The organism is Streptomyces sp. NPDC041108 (genome assembly GCF_055592645.1).
On sequence record NZ_JBVIYK010000001.1, the window covers coordinates 1152544 to 1168223 of the forward strand.

The following is a 15680-nucleotide window of genomic DNA, read 5'->3' on the forward strand; positions in this document are numbered from 1 at the left end:
GCGCAGCTAAGGCGTCACAGAACGGAATCGCGTCTCTCAATTGGTCGATGGCGCAAGATACTTCGATTTATCCGTCCCGCTCATCCGTCCCGCCCCCGCTCTGCCAGCAGGTCCCGGCCGCCGCCTCGGCGTCCAGGGTGCGCAGCAGTTCCTCCCCGATCTCGGCCGGTGACCGCACCAGATGCCGTACGCCCGCCTCACGCATCGCCTTCCGCTGGAAGCCGTGCTCGAAGTCGCTGGGGCTGCCGATGAAGGGCACCCCGAGCCCGCGGGCCGTCTCGGCCACCCGTGCCACGTCGTCGATGACGACCACCTGGTCGGGCCGCAGCGCGAACGTCTCCGTGACCAGCTCGCGGATCCCGGGACGGTAGGCGTCGGTGCACACGTACCCGGGGTCGTCGAACAGGTCGGCGTGCTCGCCCAGGGCGCTGTCGAAGTGGGAGCGGTCGAGGCCGCCGTAGCAGACCGTCCGCAGACCCGACGCACGGAGCAGTCCGACCAGGGCGAGCGCCCCGTCGAGGATGCGCACGCCGTGGCGTTCCACGTACTCGGCCCTCTCGCGGAAGTACACCTCCAGGACCTTCTCCGGGGACCAGGCGACGCCGGCCGCCTCGGCGATCACCCGCGCGGCCTCGGCCTGCCGCTGGGAGAAGATCCGCCGTTCCAGATCCGCCGTGTAGACACCGCCCCGGCTGACGATGAAGTGGTGGATCACCGGGCTGAACGTGTCGTTCAGCATCACGCCGTCGATGTTCACCGCAGCCGCGCGCAGATGTCGGAGCCGTCCGCCCGTCATGCCCTTCCCCCTCCTGTCGGCGAGGTCATCCTAACCTCGCGCTTTCACGACCGTGAGTGTTCGAGCAGCCGATGAGCGCCTTTGACCTGGGGTGATGCGACTTTCCAGGATCATGCCGCCGTCAGGAAAGCCGCACTCCTCAGGTGAAGAAGGGTCTCGGGTCCTCCGCACGTCCGCGTCGAGGACGGTGGCCGTGGAGCGGTCTCGCAGGCCGGGGCCGTGTGGAGACGGTCCGCAAAAGCGTCCTGGACACGGTGGTACCGGCGGCGTCGGTGCGGGCGTCACGCGTCCAGTGACAGCAGGGACTCGCCGCCGATGTGGTTTCGCAGCGTGCGCAGAACGGTGGTCACGGGGTCTCCAGTCGGCACATAGGTGGTTTTCGCGTGGGTCTTCGGGTCCCCGACCACCGGGGCGACGTCGCACGGCAGCCGCTGGGCCGCGGACGGGGACACGTACCGGGGACGGCAGCACGAGCACGGCGGCGACATCGACCGACTGCCCCGGCCGTGAACCCCCACTGCCCGCGACTCGGACGGCGCCGGCTCGGTGCCGGACACCGGGGGTACGCGGAAGCCGCCGCGGAGCGTGGCCTGCCCTCTGGCTGGTGGGGGCGGGTGCCGCCGTCGGCCCGGCGCAGTTCCATCAGGTGCGGGGCGTCGGGGTCGTAGGAGACGGTCGCGAAGAACCCGTTGCCGCCCAGGTGCATCAGCCGGCCGCCGTTCGCGGTGAACTCCTCGAGGGCGTCGAGTTCGCGCCGCGTGACGTACTCGGGGTGGCTTCCGGTGATCACGACGCGGTGGTCGCGCAGCAGGTCGTAGCCTTCCCGGTCGAGGTCCTCGTCGCTGAGGGCGTCGAACTCGCACTCCGCCGTCTCCAGCCAGTGCACCAGGGACAGGTCGGCGGGCAGGCCCCACGGGCCTTCGCTCATGAACGAGGCCCGGTACCGCGGCTGCAGGCTGATCAGCGGGCGGCGGACGCTGCCGAACACCACACCGGATCCGTCGTTGTGGATCTCGTACAGGGAGCGGCCGAACTCGGGGTGGTCCTGCAGGACCAGGTCTTCCTTGTGGACGACGGGCGTGTGCCCGAGGAGCATCTCCATGCCGTCCGCCTCGAAGGGGATCCGGTCGTTGGCGTAAGCCAGGTAGGTGGCCGTGGGGAACAGGACGGCGACGTCCCTGCGCCGGCGGCCCGGCCCGACGAGGAAGGGCACGTGCTGCTCGATGCCCTCGGCCCGCAGCCGCACCGCGTAGACACCGCTGGGCAGGTCCTCGGGCACCTCGAAGGTGAACGCCGCCGGCCACTGGGCGTCAGCGATGTCGTCGTCGTGGAAGTGGATGGCGTCGAACTCGTCCGGCGCGAGCCGGAAGTCCTCCACGACACCTTGGAACGCGGGTCCGGTGACGCCCCGGCCGGGCGCGTTGACGCAGCCGCCGTGCAGGCCGTGCGGCCCCTCGTCGACCACATCCCGCAGCAGCAGCCCGTCGGGGCGCCCGCTGCGGCCGAAGTGCCAGGCGGCCACCGGCTCGCGCACGTGGCCGGTGCCCCGTTCGACGCGGATGCCACCGATCTTCCCGTTGAACGCCGTTGCCGCGAGCAGCCGTTCGCCGTCCCGGCGAGCCAGGGCGCCGATACGGAACGGCATCGAGGAAACCGTCCAGGCCGCCGATGCGGTCGCCTGCGCCTGCGCCTGCTCGGGTAGGGCGGACGCGGCAGTCGGCGCCACCCGGTCCGCAGAGTGGTCAAGTGGTGTCTGCCGAAGGATGATCTGCGGGAAACCCCACCCTGGACAAGCAGAAACGGGCTTGCCGTCCGAGCGTCATGCAAGATCGAGGCTAATGAGCGGGGACGCAGAGATCCCGTCGTTCCGTGCCCCGGCGGGTGCGGACCCGGTCCGCGGGCGGGTGCCGCTCCTCCAGGAGGGAGACGAGCAGATCGGCCATGAGATTCGGGCCGTTCTGGCTGAGCACCGACTCCGGGTGGAACTGAACCGAACGGAAACCCGGCCCGCGCAGGGCGTGGACCTGTCCGTTCTCCCGGTCGCGGCACACCTCCACGACGTCCGCCACCCCCGGGGCGACGATCAGATCCGTGTCCGTGCGGGCGGCGAAGGTGTTGTAGAAGCCCACAAGTTCGGGCCGGCCGAACAGATCGATCTTTCGCTGCACACCCTGGTCGGGGTGCTCCTTGCGGACGAGGTCGAGGCCGAGCAGACCGCTCAGCACCTGGTGGCTCAGACACACCGACAGAAACGGCCGCCCCTCGTCCAGCAGCCGCCGCGTGAGCGCGCGCAGCCGGGCGATCTTCGGGTGGCGCAAATGTCTCGGGTCCCCGGGCCCCGGGCCGAGCACGACGAGGTCGTACGCGCCGAGGTCGTAGGCGTCGGGGTCGGACCCGTCGGGGGCGTACGCGTCGTCGAAGCGGCGCACGGTCACGACCGGCCCGAGCGCACGCAGCTGGTGGTCCCACAGCGCGGTGAAGGTGTCCTCCGCGTCCACCACCAGCACCCTGCGGCCAACGAGCCCGGGCACCGGGCGGGCGCTGGACGCGGTGTCACCCAGCCAGAAGGAGGAGAGGGCGCTGTTGCGCTGCCGCAGGGCGGCGAGGACATCGGGATGCCGGGCGAAGGACGCCGGCCCCAGCCCCAGCCCCAGGCCCAGGCCCTGCCCCTGCCTCAGCCCCTGCCCCTGCCCCGGCCTTAGCCCCGGCCCCGAGGACGGCACGGTCCGCTCGGGCTGGGGCTGGGGCTGGGGCTCGGGCTCGGGAGCGTGGCCGAGGGCGGAGAGCAGTCCGGCCGCCTTGGCCCTGGTCTCGGCCGCCTCCGTCCGCGGATCGGAGTCGCGGACCACGGTGGCGCCCACCCCGAGGGTCATCCGGCCCGTGGCGTCGATGACGGCGGTCCGGATCATGATGGAGGAGTCCAGGGTGCGGCCGCCCTCGGCGTCGCGGCCGATGAGCGCCAGCACCCCGCTGTAGTAGCCGCGGCCGTGCGGCTCGAACCTGCGGACGACCTTGGCCGCGCTCTCCAGCGGACTCCCGGTCACCGTGGGCGCGAACAGGGTCTCCCGCAGGACCTCGCGCACGTCGGCACTCGTCCGGCCCTCGACGACGTACTCCGTGTGCGCCAGACCCGCCATCTCGACCAGCCGCGGACCGTGCGCCCGGACCCCGGAGTCGCTGATCCTGGCCACCATCTTCAGTTCCTCGTCGACGACCATCGAGAGCTCGTCGGCCTCCTTGGCGTCGGCGAGGAAGGACAGCACCCCGGTCAGCGTGGGGCCCTGTGCCGGGTACCGATAGGTGCCGCTGATCGGGTTCATGACCGCGACCCCGTCCGACAGGCTCAGATGCCGCTCCGGCGTCGCGCCGACGAACGTCCGGCCGCCCACGTGGACGACGAAGGTCCAGTACGTCCCCCGCTCCCGCTCCAGCAGGCGGCGGAAGACCGCCAGGGCAACGAGCGGGGAGTACGCGGAGATGTCCGCGACGAACGTCCTCCTGACCACGAAGTTGGCGCCCTCGCCGCTGCCGATCTCCTCCTCGACCACACGGCGGACCAGGTCCGCGTACGCCGCGTCGTCGATGTCGAAGCCACCGCCGGCCAGGTCGGTCCGGGTGTCCGGCAACCGCGTCAACGCCTCGGCGACGGGCATCGACGTCTGCGTACGGACCCGCAACGTGATCACCGGGGCTCCGTCGTCCACCGCCTCGAACCCGCGCTCGGAGAGCTGCCGGTAGGGGATCACGACCAGTACCTCGTGCTCGGCGCTCCCGGTGCCCGCGACCCGTGCCGCGTCCCGGCCTGCGATGTCTCCCCGCAGCGGGATGTCGACGAGGCGCGCCACCTCCGCCGAGTCGCCGACCAGCACCTCGATCCGGTCGGCAGGCCCGGTCCTCGGCCGGTGCAGCAACGCGAACTCCGGGTACGGCGCTGCCAGGATCCGCCCGAGCGGCGACGTGTCGTACGGGTCATACGTGTCGCTCGGTTCACGCGGTTCGCTCAGTTCACCGGGTTCGTTCGGTTCGCTCGGTTCGCCCAGTTCACTGAGTTCGTTCGGTTCGGTCCGCTCCGTGCGCGTCATGGCGCTCCCTCCTGGCGGGGACGTCCGCCGGCCTCCGCCGGGGAGAGCCGGTCGAGGACGGCCGCGGTCGTCAGCGTCATCGCGCACCGCTCGGCCGCGTAGCGCAGGGCGAACCGGTGGTGCTCGGGGGTGAAGTCGGCGACGGCGTCGGCGACGAGGAATGCCTGGATGTCCGAGGCGAAGGCGTCCGCGCTGGTCATGAGGATTCCGACGTGGGCGTACACACCGCACACGATGAGCTGGTCGCGCTCCCGCGCCCGCATCGAGGCGAGGAGCCCGGTGCGATGGAAGGCGCTGTAGCGCCACTTGGTCAGCACCAGGTCGCCCGCGGCGGGCCGGATCGCGTCGACCACCTCACGATGCTCCTGGGCGACCGTCATTCCGGGCCCCCAGAAGTCCCGCAGCAGACCACGCTGTTCCTCCGTCATCCCGCCGGGCTGGGTGGTGTAGGCGACCGGGACGCCGAGCGCCGCGCACCGCTCCCGCAGGGCGGTGACGTTGCGGACCAGTTCCGTCACCGGGGACCGGCCCGCGGGAAAGGGCTCGACGAAGTACTTCTGCATGTCGTGGATCAGCAGGACCGCCCGCCGTGGGTCCACCGTCCACCGGGCGGTGTTCTGCGGCAGTTCGTCCTCGGTCGGCATCGGGTAGGCCGCGATGGCCGGGATTCCCATACGGGAGGTCTCCTCTCCGGGGGCCGGTGCGGCCCCGGTGGCGCGGGGTGCGGTGCGGGACGCGCACGGCACGCCGCGCCACCAGGGCCGACGGGAAGGTGACGACAGGACCTAGTGACCCAGCGCCGCGCCGCCGTCGACGGTCAGGTCCTGCATCGTGATGTGCGCGGCCCGGTCGGAGAGCAGGAACACCACCGCGTCGGCGATGTGCTGGGGACGCGCGATGCGCCCCAGCGGGATGCCGACACGGAAGGCGGACGAGACGCCGTCGATCGACGCCCGCTCGGCGTCCGCGTCCCAGAGGGCGGTCAGCATCGGGGTGTCGGTGGAACCGGGGGCCACCACGTTGCAGCGGATACCGAAGCGCGACACCTCCAGACCCAGACACTTGGTGAACATGGTCGAGGCGGCCTTGGACGCCACGTACGCGGCCATGTCCATCCGGGGAGTGCCGGCCGCGTTGGACGCCACCGTCACGATGGCGCCCCGCCGCCGTTCGATCATGCGTCTGACCACCGCGCGGGAGACGTGGAAGACGCCCGCGGTGTTCACCGCGAAGGTGGTCGCCCAGTCCTCGTCGGTGAGGGCCCAGGCCCGGCCCGGTCGCAACACCCCGGCACCGTTGACGAGATGGGCCAGCGGGCCGAGGCGCCGCTCGATCAGTTCGACGGCGGACTCGACGGCTGCGCCGTCGGTGACGTCGGCGGGGAACGCCTCCGCCCGCCCGCCCGACTCCCTTATCCGCGCGGCCAGTTCCTCCAGCCGGTCCGCCCTCCGGTCGAGCATCGCGACCACGGCGCCGCGCTCGGCGAGGGTACGCACCACGGCCTCGCCCATGCCCCCGGCCGCTCCGGTGACCAGGGCGACCCTGTTCTCTATTCCATCGACGTTGTCTGTTCCACCGACATCCATGACGAATCCAAAGATCGACGACGATCGGCCGGGGCCGACCAGGGGTTTCGCTGTGAGACCGGGACGCGGCGCGCGTCAGCGCAGCAGCGACCGGCCCTGCCAGGCGGCGGCCACCTCCAGTGCCTGCGCCGGATTCAGCCGCGGGTCGCACAGACTCGTGTACCGGTCCCCGAGGGAATCCATGAAACGCGCGTCGTCGACGCATTCGACGACGTCGTCGGGAGTGGTCTCCAGATGCAGACCGCCCGCGACCGCCCCGGCCTCGTCGATCGCCTTCTGGAACTCCCGCACCTCACGGACGACGCTCGCCACGAGCCTGGTCTTCAGGCCGCCCGCCCCGCTGACCGTGTTGCCGTGCATCGGGTCCGACAGCCAGACCACCGGATGCCCGGCGTCGCGCACGGCCGCGGCCATGGCGGGCAGCCGCTCGGCGACCGCGTCCGCGCCCATCCGGGCGATCAGTGTGAGACGGCCCGGCTCGCGGTCGGGGTCCAGCCGTTCGCACAGGGCCAGCAGATCGTCGACCCGCATGTCCGGGCCGACCTTGGAGGCGACCGGGTTGGCCACGGACGCAAGCAACGCCACATGGGCGCCGTCCAGTTGATTGGTGCGGTAACCGATCCACGGCCAGTGGGTCGAGGCGAGATAGCGCCGGCCCGTCTCGTCGGTGCGGATCAGCGGCGCCTCGTAGTCGAGCAGCAGGGCCTCGTGGCTGGTCCACACCGGGGTGACGAAGGCCGGGGGCTGCAGGGCGATCCGGGACCGCAGCGCCTCCATGGCCCGGCTCGCCGCGTCGTAGCCCGAGCGCAGCCGGCGCGGGTCCGGGCGCCGGGAACGCGCGTCCGGCTCCGGGCCGTTGACCATGTGGCCCCGGTAGACCGGCAGTTCGACGCCGCCCACCAGCTCGGTCGGGCGGGAGCGCGGCTTGGCGAACTGGCCGGCCATCCGGCCGACCCTGAGCGTGGGCAGCAGGGTGTTCATGGACATCACCCCGGCCAGGGCCTCCAGCAGCGCCACCTTGCGGGTGACGTGGCCGGGCTCGCACTCGGCCGGGTCCTCGGCGCAGTCCCCCGCCTGGACCACCTGGAACCGTCCGGCCACCACCTGGGCCAGCAGGCCGCGCAGTTCGGCCACCTCCCCGGCGGTGACCAGCCCCGGCCGGTCGGCGAGGTCGAACGTGACAGTGGCCAGGAGGTCGAGGTTCTCCCACTCCGGCTGCTGCCGCGCGGGCAGGGCCCGCCACAGCTCTCCCGGGTCGTCCAACAGGGCCGGCCCGGCTGAAACCGGTCGGGTCGCGATCGCGTCGCTGGTCACCAAGAACCTCCGTGGTCGTGAATCGTTCACCGAAACTGAGAGGGCATGCCCGAAACGCCGCACCGCTCCCCGCGCCGCGCGGACGGATGACTCTCGCCGAACGTGCCGTCGTGGCACGGGCGGTCGATCGCGCGGCGGCCGACTTCGCAGGGCTCCGCGGGACTTCGCCGTACGCCGGAATGCGAAGCCGTTCGGAACCGGCTCCTTGAATACTCCGCGACCGCGCACCGGCCCGATCCCCTTCTCCGAAAGTGCCGGGCGGACTCCGTCAAGTCCGTACCTTTGGCGCGCGGCGAGGTCCGGGGGGTGTTCCGCGGGGCGCGCGGCGAGGTCCGGGGAGGTGTCCTACGAGGGGGTGCCGAGGTCCTGGGCGGTGTCCTGCGGGGGGTGCCGACGGCCGGGTCCGCGTTCTGCCGGAGGTGCCGACGTCCGGGTCCGCGTACTGCCGGAGGTGCCGACGCCCGGGTCCGTGTTCGGCGCGCGCCCACGGGCCGCGCGGGTGCGCGCCCCCGAAAGGCCGTGGCGGCGAACGACGCCACCCCACCGCGGACTTGATTGCTTTCGCCGTTCAAAGCTCCCGGTCAATCCGAGGCCCTGTTGGACTCGTTGGTACGCGGACGCCGATCACCCCAGCCGGGAGCGGACCGAACACACCGTCGATCCGGTCCGAGGCGGCCGCGCGAGACGTACGGGGCCCGGCCGACCGGGCGGCTCCTACAGACCACCAGAAAGGGCACCGTGAACAGCGAACTGCTTGTCTCCGACGTGAGCCACTTCCGGGTCGACTACGCGATCAACCCCTATATGGACACAGCCGTCCAGCCCGACATCGAGGCGGCCCACGCCGAGCACCAGGCCATCGTGGACGCGCACCTCGCGGCCGGCCGCAAGGTGGAGTACGTGCCGTCCGCACCGAACTGCCCGGACATGGTGTTCACCGCCAACGCCGCCGTCGTCCGCGGCGACCGGGCCGTCCTCGGCAACCCGCCGCCCGAACGCAAGGCCGAACTGCCATACTTCGAGGAATGGCTGGCCGACCGCGGGTTCGAGGTCGTCGAGGCGCCGTACGCGTTCAGCGGCCAGGGCGACGCGCTGGCGTACGGGGAGCTGCTGCTCACGGCGTACGGCCAGCGCACCGACGAGCGGATGCTCCGGGTGCTGGCCCGCGAGCTGGACTACGAGGTGGTACCGCTGCGTACGGTGAGCTGCCACTGGTACGACCTCGACCTGGCCGTCGGTGTCATCGCCCCGGGCCTGCTGGCGTACTGCCCGGCCGCCCTCGACGCACCCAGCCTGCGGACCCTGCGCGGGCTCGGGGCCGAGCTGGTCGAGGTGTCCACCGAGGAGGCCGCGCGGTTCGCGCTGAACCTCGTCAGCGACGGCACCACCGTGACCATGACCCGGGGCGCGCCGCGGCTCGCCGCCGCGCTGCGCGACCGGGGCCTGGAGGTGGTCGAACTCGACACGACCGAACTGTCCAAGGGCGGCGGCGGGGTCCGCTGCACCGCCCTCACGCTCGACAACCCGCCGGCGCGGCGGAGTTCATGACGCCGGGGCCGTGCGCACCCGGGGCCGGGTCCGCGCGGCCGTCCACGACCACGAGTCCGTCACCCCGTCCCGCTCGCGCGCGGGGCGGGCCGATCACCCACCGACGGGGGAGCAGGCAGGTATGAGCAGGGGATCCGTGCGGGTGCGCCGGGCACTCGGCGCGCTGACGGCGGTGCTCACGGCCGTACTGATCGTGCTGGGCGGGGCCGGAACCGCGGCCGCCCACGCGGAACTCGACTCCACCGACCCGGCGGCGGACTCCGTCGTACCGAGGCAGCCGTCCGCCGTCACGCTCACCTTCAGCGAGGGGGTGACGCTGCCGGCCGACTCGCTCCGGGTCCTCGACCCGGCGGGCGAACGGGTCGACACGGGCACCCCCGGACACGCCGGCGGCCGGAACGAGACGGCACGGGTGGCCCTGCGCGACGGCCTCGCGGACGGCACCTACACGGTGGCCTGGCAGGTCATCTTCGCGGACTCGCACCCGGGCGGCGGCGCGTTCACGTTCTCCGTCGGGAAGCCGTCCGCCAGCTCCGTCTCCGTCGAGGAACTGCAGGGCACCCGCACCGACGGTCTGATCTCCTTCCTGTACGGCACCGGGCGCGCGGTCGCGTACGCCGCGTTCGCGCTGCTCGCGGGTGCGGTGGCGTTCGTCCTGATCTGCTGGCCGGCGGGCGCGGCGGTCCGGCGGGTGCAGAGGCTGCTGGCGACCGGCTGGATCGGTCTGCTGGGCTCCACCATCGTGCTGATGATGCTGCGCGGCCCGTACGAACAGGGCAGCGGGGTCACGCCGTCGGCGGATCCCGCGTCGGCGGAGGCCCATGTCCCCATGGACGAGCGGATCTACGTCGCCCTGGCGATCCGCCTGCTGCTGCTCGCCGCGAGCGGCGTGTATCTGGTGCTGCTGGTGGGGCAGTTGGGCCAGTCAGGCCAGTCAGGCCAGTCAGGCCAGTCAGGCCAGTCAGGCCAGTCAGGCCAGTCGGGGCAGTCGGGGAATTCCGGCGACGGGGTGAAGGACCGGTCCTGGTCCCGGAGGCGGCTCGGCGCGGCCGGACTGGTGCTGGCGGTCGGGCTGTCGGCGACCTGGGTCATGACGAACCACGCCTCCGAGGGCACCCAGGTCTGGCTGGCCCTGCCGGTGACCGCGCTGCATCTGCTGGCGATGGCGGCCTGGCTGGGCGGCCTGGTGACGCTGGCGGTCGGGCTCCGGCGAGGGCTCACGCCCGCCGCGGTGGACCGCTTCTCCCTGGTGGCCGCCGGCTCGGTGACGGTCCTCGTCCTGACGGGGCTGTACCAGTCCTGGCGCGGGCTCAACTCCTGGGCGGCACTGTTCGACACCGAGTACGGGCGGCTGCTGCTGATCAAGGCCGGGTGCGTGGCCCTGATGCTCGGGGCGGCGTGGTTCTCCCGCTCCCGACTGGCCCGCCTGCGACGCTCCGAGACACCTGCGGGAGCCTCCGCCGGCCCGGCGGCGGACCCGGCACCGTCGGAGGCCGAGGACGGGTCCGCGCGAGTGGGTCCGCGTGGGTCCGCGCGGGTGGCCCTGCGCCGTTCGGTCCTGACGGAGTCGGTCATGGCCGTGGCGGTCCTCGCGGTGACCACGATGCTCACCGCCACACCGCCGGCCCGGACGGCGGGCGCGGACGGCTCCGCCCCGCGCGGCCCGGCCGCGTCGGCCGCGAACGCCGTGCCCGACCGCCCCCTCACGCTGACGATCCCGTACGACACGGGCGGCCGGACCGCGAACGCCCGGGGCACGGCGACGGTGCGGCTCGTCCCGGCCGCGACCGGCGGCCGTACCGTGACTCTGCGGTTGGCCGGGGCGGACGGGCGGCCGGCGGAGGTACCCGAGACCGGTCTGGCCTTCACACTGCCGGCCGAGGACCTCGGACCGCTGAGGGTGACGCTCCGGGCGGACGGTTCCGGGCGCTGGAAGGGCGTGGTCCGGCTTCCGCTGCCGGGCGAGTGGAGGGTGACGCTGACCGTACGCTCGTCCGACATCGACCAGACGACCGAGAAGCGGCGGCTCACCATCGGAGACTGAACACCCCGTCGGCCGACGGCAAGCGCGGACCTGACAAGGTGTCCGCGCTCGGCTTTCCGGGCCGTCGGGCATCCACCACGCTGGGCGAATGATTCGTCACAAGTTCATGTGGCCGTGGATGATCGCGGCCATCGGATTCGTCGCGCTGGTCGCGGCGGCTGGGTTCCGGGCGACCCCCGGTGCCCTGGTGGAGCCGCTGCATCGTGAGTTCGGATGGTCCAACGGGACCATCGGATTCGCCATGTCCGTCAACCTCGCCCTCTACGGCGTCACCGCGCCGTTCGCCGCCGCGCTGATGGAACGCTTCGGCGTGCGCAAGGTGACCGCGGGCGCCATGTCGCTGATCGCCCTGGGCAGCGGCCTGACCGTCTTCATGACCGCGTCCTGGCAACTGGTCATGCTCTGGGGCGTCATGGTCGGCCTGGGCGCCGGCGCCATCTCCCTGGGCTTCGTCGCCACGATCGGCACCCGCTGGTTCGTCAAGCAGCAGGGCCTGGTCACCGGCCTGCTCTCGGCGGGCGGCGCCACCGGCTCCCTGGTGTTCCTGCCGCTGGTGGCCAAGCTCTCCGAGGCGCCGGGCGGTTGGCGGACCGCGGCGATCGTGGTGGCCGTGGTGGCCTTCGCCACGGTGCCGCTCGTGCTGATCTTCTTCCGTGAGCACCCCGCCGACGTCGGGATCCCGCCGTACGGCGCGGACGAGATCGTCCCCACCCCGCCGCCCGTCAACAACGCGGCACGGCTCGCCATCGACGGTCTCAAGAGCGCCGCCCGCACCAAGCCGTTCTGGTTCCTCGCCCTGGCGTTCGCCATCTGCGGCGCCACCAGCAACGGGCTGGTCAACACCCACTTCATCCCCGCCGCCCACGACCACGGCATGCCGACGGTCACCGCCGCGGGGCTGCTCGCCCTGATCGGGATCTTCGACCTCATCGGCACGGTCCTGTCCGGCTGGCTCAGCGACCGCTACGACTCGCGGATCCTGCTGCTCGCGTACTACGCGCTGCGCGGGGTGTCGCTGCTGATCCTGCCGCAGCTGTTCAGCGAAGAGGTCACCGGCTTCATGCTGGTGTTCGTCATCTTCTACGGACTCGACTTCATCGCCACCGTGCCGCCGACCGTCGCGCTGTGCCGTGAGTACTTCGGCATGTCCGCGCCGATCGTGTTCGGCTGGATCTTCGCCGCCCACCAGCTCGGTGCCGCCTTCGCCGCCACCGCGGCCGGCCTCACCCGCGACGGCTTCGGCAGCTACGCGCCCGCGTGGTACGTCGCCGGTGCCCTCAGCATCGCCGCGGCGATCATGTCCGTGACGATGAAGCGTCCGGCGCCCGACAAGACACTGCTGCGGGAGCCCGCGGCCGTTTGACGTCCGCGATCCGAACCGCCGCACACGTCCGTCCCCCTCCCGTCCGGCCGGCCTCTTCCGTTCGGTCCCCTCCGAAACGCCCTTTCCGGCCCCGCCCCCCCGCACCCGGTCCGCCTCTCCACCCGGTCCTGGGTCATCCGTCCTTCCGACCCGTCCGTCCGCCCGTCCTTCCGACCCGTCCCTTCCGATCCGGAGGTGGCGCCCCCGCCGTGCTCCACGGAGGCGCCACCTCGGTTCGTGGGCCGGTCGCGGACCCGGCCACGCGCGCGGTCACGTGGACCGGCCAAGGGGTCCCCCTCCCGCAAGGCCTCGGCCTCAGGCCCCGGGCGCGGCTCTCCGGTCCAGACCTGACGGAGTCCCCCGGAATCCGTCGACCGTTATTCCCTTATAGGGAAGCATGTTATGTAGATCCTCTTTTGTGAAAGGTGCCGTCATGGCGAACAACCAGCAGGTCAAGGCCGTCCTCCTCCGCGAACTGCACGAGAAGGGCGTCCTGGTGCTGCCGAACGCCTGGGACGCCGGCAGCGCGGCGCTCATCGCCCAGGGCGGCGCCAAGGCCATCGCCACCACCAGCGGTGGCGTCTCCTGGTCGGCGGGCAAGCCCGACCAGCAGGCCCTCGACCGGGACGAGATGACGACCCTGGTGCGCCGCATCGTCGACGCCGTGGACGTCCCCGTGACCGCCGACATCGAGGGCGGGTACGGACTCGCGCCCGAGGACGTCGCGGAGACCGTCACCGCCATGGTCGGGGCGGGCGTCGTCGGCGTGAACCTCGAAGACTCCAAGCCGAACGGCGAGCTGTTCACGGCAGAGGAGCAGGCGGCCAGGATCCGCGCCGCGCGCCAGGCCGCGGAGCGCGCCGGGCTGCCCGAGCTGGTGATCAACCTGCGTACCGACGTCTTCCTCTTCCAGATCGGCGCACCCGAGGGCCGGGCGGCCGACGTGCTGGCCCGTGCCACGGCCTGTGCCGAGGCCGGGGCGGACGTCCTGTTCGTGCCGGGCCTGCTCGACCTCGCGGTGATCGCCGAGCTGGTGAAGGGCCAGCCGCTGCCGGTCAACGTGATGGCCGGTCCGGGCGCGCCGACGGTGTCCGAGTTCGAGGCGGTCGGCGTCCGCCGGGTCAGCGTCGGCACCGCCATCGCCCAGGCCGCCTACACGGTGGCCCAGCGGGCCGCCGCGGAGATGGTCGGCAAGGGCACGTACGACGTGCTGGCCGACGCGCTCGACTTCGGCGCGGTGAACAGCAACTTCAGTCGCTGAGCGGCGCGGGAGACACCTCGCGGCCCGGAGACGTACCCGCGCACGGGGGCGCGGGTCGGTCGGTGACACCGGACTGGTCCGCCCCTCGCGCTTTCCAGAGGTATACGAGCCCATCCAGTACGTATACGAGAGATCTAGGGGATGGAAATGGGGAGACCGGAGAAACCGGTGGACGCCTCGGGGGGAGCGGTCGCGGACTTCGCTGGCCGCCTGCGCCGACTGAGGATCGAGGCCGGCAGCCCGACGTACCGGGACATGGCCAAGGCCGCCATGTACTCGGCCTCGGTCCTGTCCAGCGCGGCGAACGGACACCGGCTGCCCACACTGCAGGTCGCCCTGGCCTATGTGGCCGCCTGCGGGGGTGACCGGGAGGAGTGGCGCCGGCGCTGGCTGGCGGCGGCCGGCAGCGGAGTACCGGTGACGCCGCCGCGCCCGGCCGCGCAGCCGCGGGAACCGGAGCCGGTGGCGACACCCCCGGAGCCGCACGGCGCCACGCCGTCGCTGCCGAAGCCGTTCCAACTGCCGCCCCGCCCGCAGGGGTTGGTGGGCCGAGCCGAGGAACTGGCCCGGCTCGCCGCCGCCCCCGCCGGTCCGGTCGTCATCAGTGGCCCGATCGGCGTGGGCAAGAGCGAACTGGCCCTGCACCACGCGCACCACCTGGCCCCCGACATGGTGGACGGCCAGCTCCACGCCGTCGTCGGACCGGTGCCCGAGGGAGGGTACGACGTGTCCTCCCTGATCGGCGCGTTCCTCACGGCCCTCGGGGTGCCCGCCGAGCGCATACCGGCGACGGTGGACCAGCGGGCCGGGCTCTACCGCTCGCTGCTCGTCCAGCGCAGGGTGCTCGTGCTGCTGGAGGACGTGTACTGCGAGCGGCAGGTCCGCCCGCTGCTGGTCGACTCCTCCACCAGCACCACCCTCGTGGTCAGCCGCTCCTCGCTGCTCGGCCTGCGCGACGTCCAGCGCATACGGCTGGAGCCGCTGCCGCGGGCCGACTCGGTCGCCCTGATCGCCCGGGGACTGCCGGAGCGCGCCCAGGCCGACCCGGCGAGCGCGGACCGGCTGGCCGACCTCTGCGGCGACCTGCCGCTGGCGCTGGACATCGCCACCCGCAAACTGCTCGCCCGTCCCGAGCTGTCGCTGCGCGGGGCCGTGGGCCGGCTCGACCGCCCGGAGGCGCTGCTGGACTGGCTGAGCGTCGGTGACCTCTCCATGCGCGAGATCCTCAACTCGGCGCACGTCCAACTCGGCGACCCGGCCTCCGATCTGCTCGACCGGCTCGTGAACCTGGCTCAGCCGGAGCTGCGGGGCGACGAATCAATCCTCGCCGGAGCCGATCAATTGATCGACGAGTTGGTCGAGGCAGGCATGCTCCGGACCACCGAACGGTTCGGCGCGTACCGGCTCGACCCCCTGGCGCGAGCCTTCGTCACCGACCGCGATCCGGCCCACAACCTGCTGCCTCGTCGCTCGGTGCCGTTCCCCCGGATGCGACCCAGGGAGGGTGTCCGGCAGCTGACCTGACCCTCCGATCAACTGCGGGCCCACGCCCGTTGATTGTCCGCTCCGGACAAGCCTGTCGATCAACAGCCGACCTCGTTGTACTCGTCCTATCGAACGGATCCGAACAGCACGACGGACCGTTCACCTGCTCGCTCGAACGAGCGGTAGGACGAGTCACGAGAG

The 15680-nt window shown here is 72.2% G+C and carries 11 protein-coding genes; 5 read left to right on the top strand and 6 right to left on the bottom strand.

Translation table 11 applies throughout. The features are described from left to right. Positions 1-67: 67 nt before the first annotated feature. The 6 genes from ACZ6BB_RS04910 to ACZ6BB_RS04935 form a co-directional block, all read right to left on the bottom strand. Entirely contained in the window at positions 68-796 is a 729-nt protein-coding gene (locus ACZ6BB_RS04910) for an HAD family hydrolase (RefSeq protein ID WP_471613888.1), read from the bottom strand. 346 nt (positions 797-1142) lie between these two features. Then, entirely contained in the window at positions 1143-2441 is a 1299-nt protein-coding gene (locus ACZ6BB_RS04915) for a N,N-dimethylformamidase beta subunit family domain-containing protein (protein WP_471613889.1), read from the bottom strand. 190 nt (positions 2442-2631) lie between these two features. Then, positions 2632-4878 (bottom strand): anthranilate synthase family protein, encoded by a 2247-nt coding sequence (locus ACZ6BB_RS04920; protein ID WP_471613890.1) that lies wholly within the window; start codon positions 4876-4878, stop codon positions 2632-2634. Then, on the bottom strand, positions 4875-5552 hold the full coding sequence (locus tag ACZ6BB_RS04925; protein WP_471613891.1) for an isochorismatase family protein: 678 nt from the start codon (positions 5550-5552) through the stop codon (positions 4875-4877). Before ACZ6BB_RS04925 ends, ACZ6BB_RS04920 begins: the two co-directional genes overlap by 4 nt. A 111-nt stretch (positions 5553-5663) precedes the next feature. Beyond that, positions 5664-6464: a 2,3-dihydro-2,3-dihydroxybenzoate dehydrogenase gene (locus ACZ6BB_RS04930; RefSeq protein ID WP_471613892.1), complete on the bottom strand. Its 801-nt coding sequence runs from the start codon at positions 6462-6464 to the stop codon at positions 5664-5666. A 75-nt stretch (positions 6465-6539) separates the two neighbouring features. Further along, positions 6540-7778 carry a 3-deoxy-7-phosphoheptulonate synthase gene (locus ACZ6BB_RS04935; protein ID WP_471613893.1) on the bottom strand — a complete coding sequence of 413 codons (1239 nt, stop codon included), beginning with the start codon at positions 7776-7778 and terminating at the stop codon, positions 6540-6542. A 738-nt stretch (positions 7779-8516) separates the two neighbouring features. Between ACZ6BB_RS04935 and ACZ6BB_RS04940 the strand changes: the two genes are divergently transcribed. From ACZ6BB_RS04940 to ACZ6BB_RS04960, 5 genes are all read left to right on the top strand, one after another. Next, positions 8517-9326: a dimethylarginine dimethylaminohydrolase family protein gene (locus ACZ6BB_RS04940; RefSeq protein WP_471613894.1), complete on the top strand. Its 810-nt coding sequence runs from the start codon at positions 8517-8519 to the stop codon at positions 9324-9326. A 121-nt stretch (positions 9327-9447) separates the two neighbouring features. Further along, the gene (locus tag ACZ6BB_RS04945; RefSeq protein WP_471613895.1) at positions 9448-11370 is read left to right on the top strand and encodes a copper resistance CopC/CopD family protein; all 1923 of its coding nucleotides are present in this window, start codon (positions 9448-9450) and stop codon (positions 11368-11370) included. Positions 11371-11458: 88 nt separating this feature from the next. Further along, positions 11459-12733, top strand: coding sequence for an MFS transporter (locus tag ACZ6BB_RS04950; protein ID WP_471613896.1), 1275 nt, complete (start codon positions 11459-11461; stop codon positions 12731-12733). Between the two features lie 433 nt (positions 12734-13166). After that, positions 13167-13994: an isocitrate lyase/PEP mutase family protein gene (locus ACZ6BB_RS04955; RefSeq protein ID WP_471613897.1), complete on the top strand. Its 828-nt coding sequence runs from the start codon at positions 13167-13169 to the stop codon at positions 13992-13994. A gap of 147 nt (positions 13995-14141) precedes the next feature. Then, positions 14142-15518 carry a helix-turn-helix domain-containing protein gene (locus tag ACZ6BB_RS04960; protein WP_471613898.1) on the top strand — a complete coding sequence of 459 codons (1377 nt, stop codon included), beginning with the start codon at positions 14142-14144 and terminating at the stop codon, positions 15516-15518. Positions 15519-15680: the final 162 nt, after the last annotated feature.

Bases quoted from the DNA above. Each gene is read 5' to 3' on its own strand.
- ACZ6BB_RS04910 (WP_471613888.1), bottom strand. From the start codon at position 796: ATGACGGGCGGACGGCTCCGACATCTGCGCGCGGCTGCGGTGAACATC.
- ACZ6BB_RS04915 (WP_471613889.1), bottom strand. From the start codon at position 2,441: ATGCCGTTCCGTATCGGCGCCCTGGCTCGCCGGGACGGCGAACGGCTG.
- ACZ6BB_RS04920 (WP_471613890.1), bottom strand. From the start codon at position 4,878: ATGACGCGCACGGAGCGGACCGAACCGAACGAACTCAGTGAACTGGGC.
- ACZ6BB_RS04925 (WP_471613891.1), bottom strand. From the start codon at position 5,552: ATGGGAATCCCGGCCATCGCGGCCTACCCGATGCCGACCGAGGACGAA.
- ACZ6BB_RS04930 (WP_471613892.1), bottom strand. From the start codon at position 6,464: ATGGATGTCGGTGGAACAGACAACGTCGATGGAATAGAGAACAGGGTC.
- ACZ6BB_RS04945 (WP_471613895.1), top strand. From the start codon at position 9,448: ATGAGCAGGGGATCCGTGCGGGTGCGCCGGGCACTCGGCGCGCTGACG.
- ACZ6BB_RS04950 (WP_471613896.1), top strand. From the start codon at position 11,459: ATGATTCGTCACAAGTTCATGTGGCCGTGGATGATCGCGGCCATCGGA.
- ACZ6BB_RS04955 (WP_471613897.1), top strand. From the start codon at position 13,167: ATGGCGAACAACCAGCAGGTCAAGGCCGTCCTCCTCCGCGAACTGCAC.
- ACZ6BB_RS04960 (WP_471613898.1), top strand. From the start codon at position 14,142: ATGGGGAGACCGGAGAAACCGGTGGACGCCTCGGGGGGAGCGGTCGCG.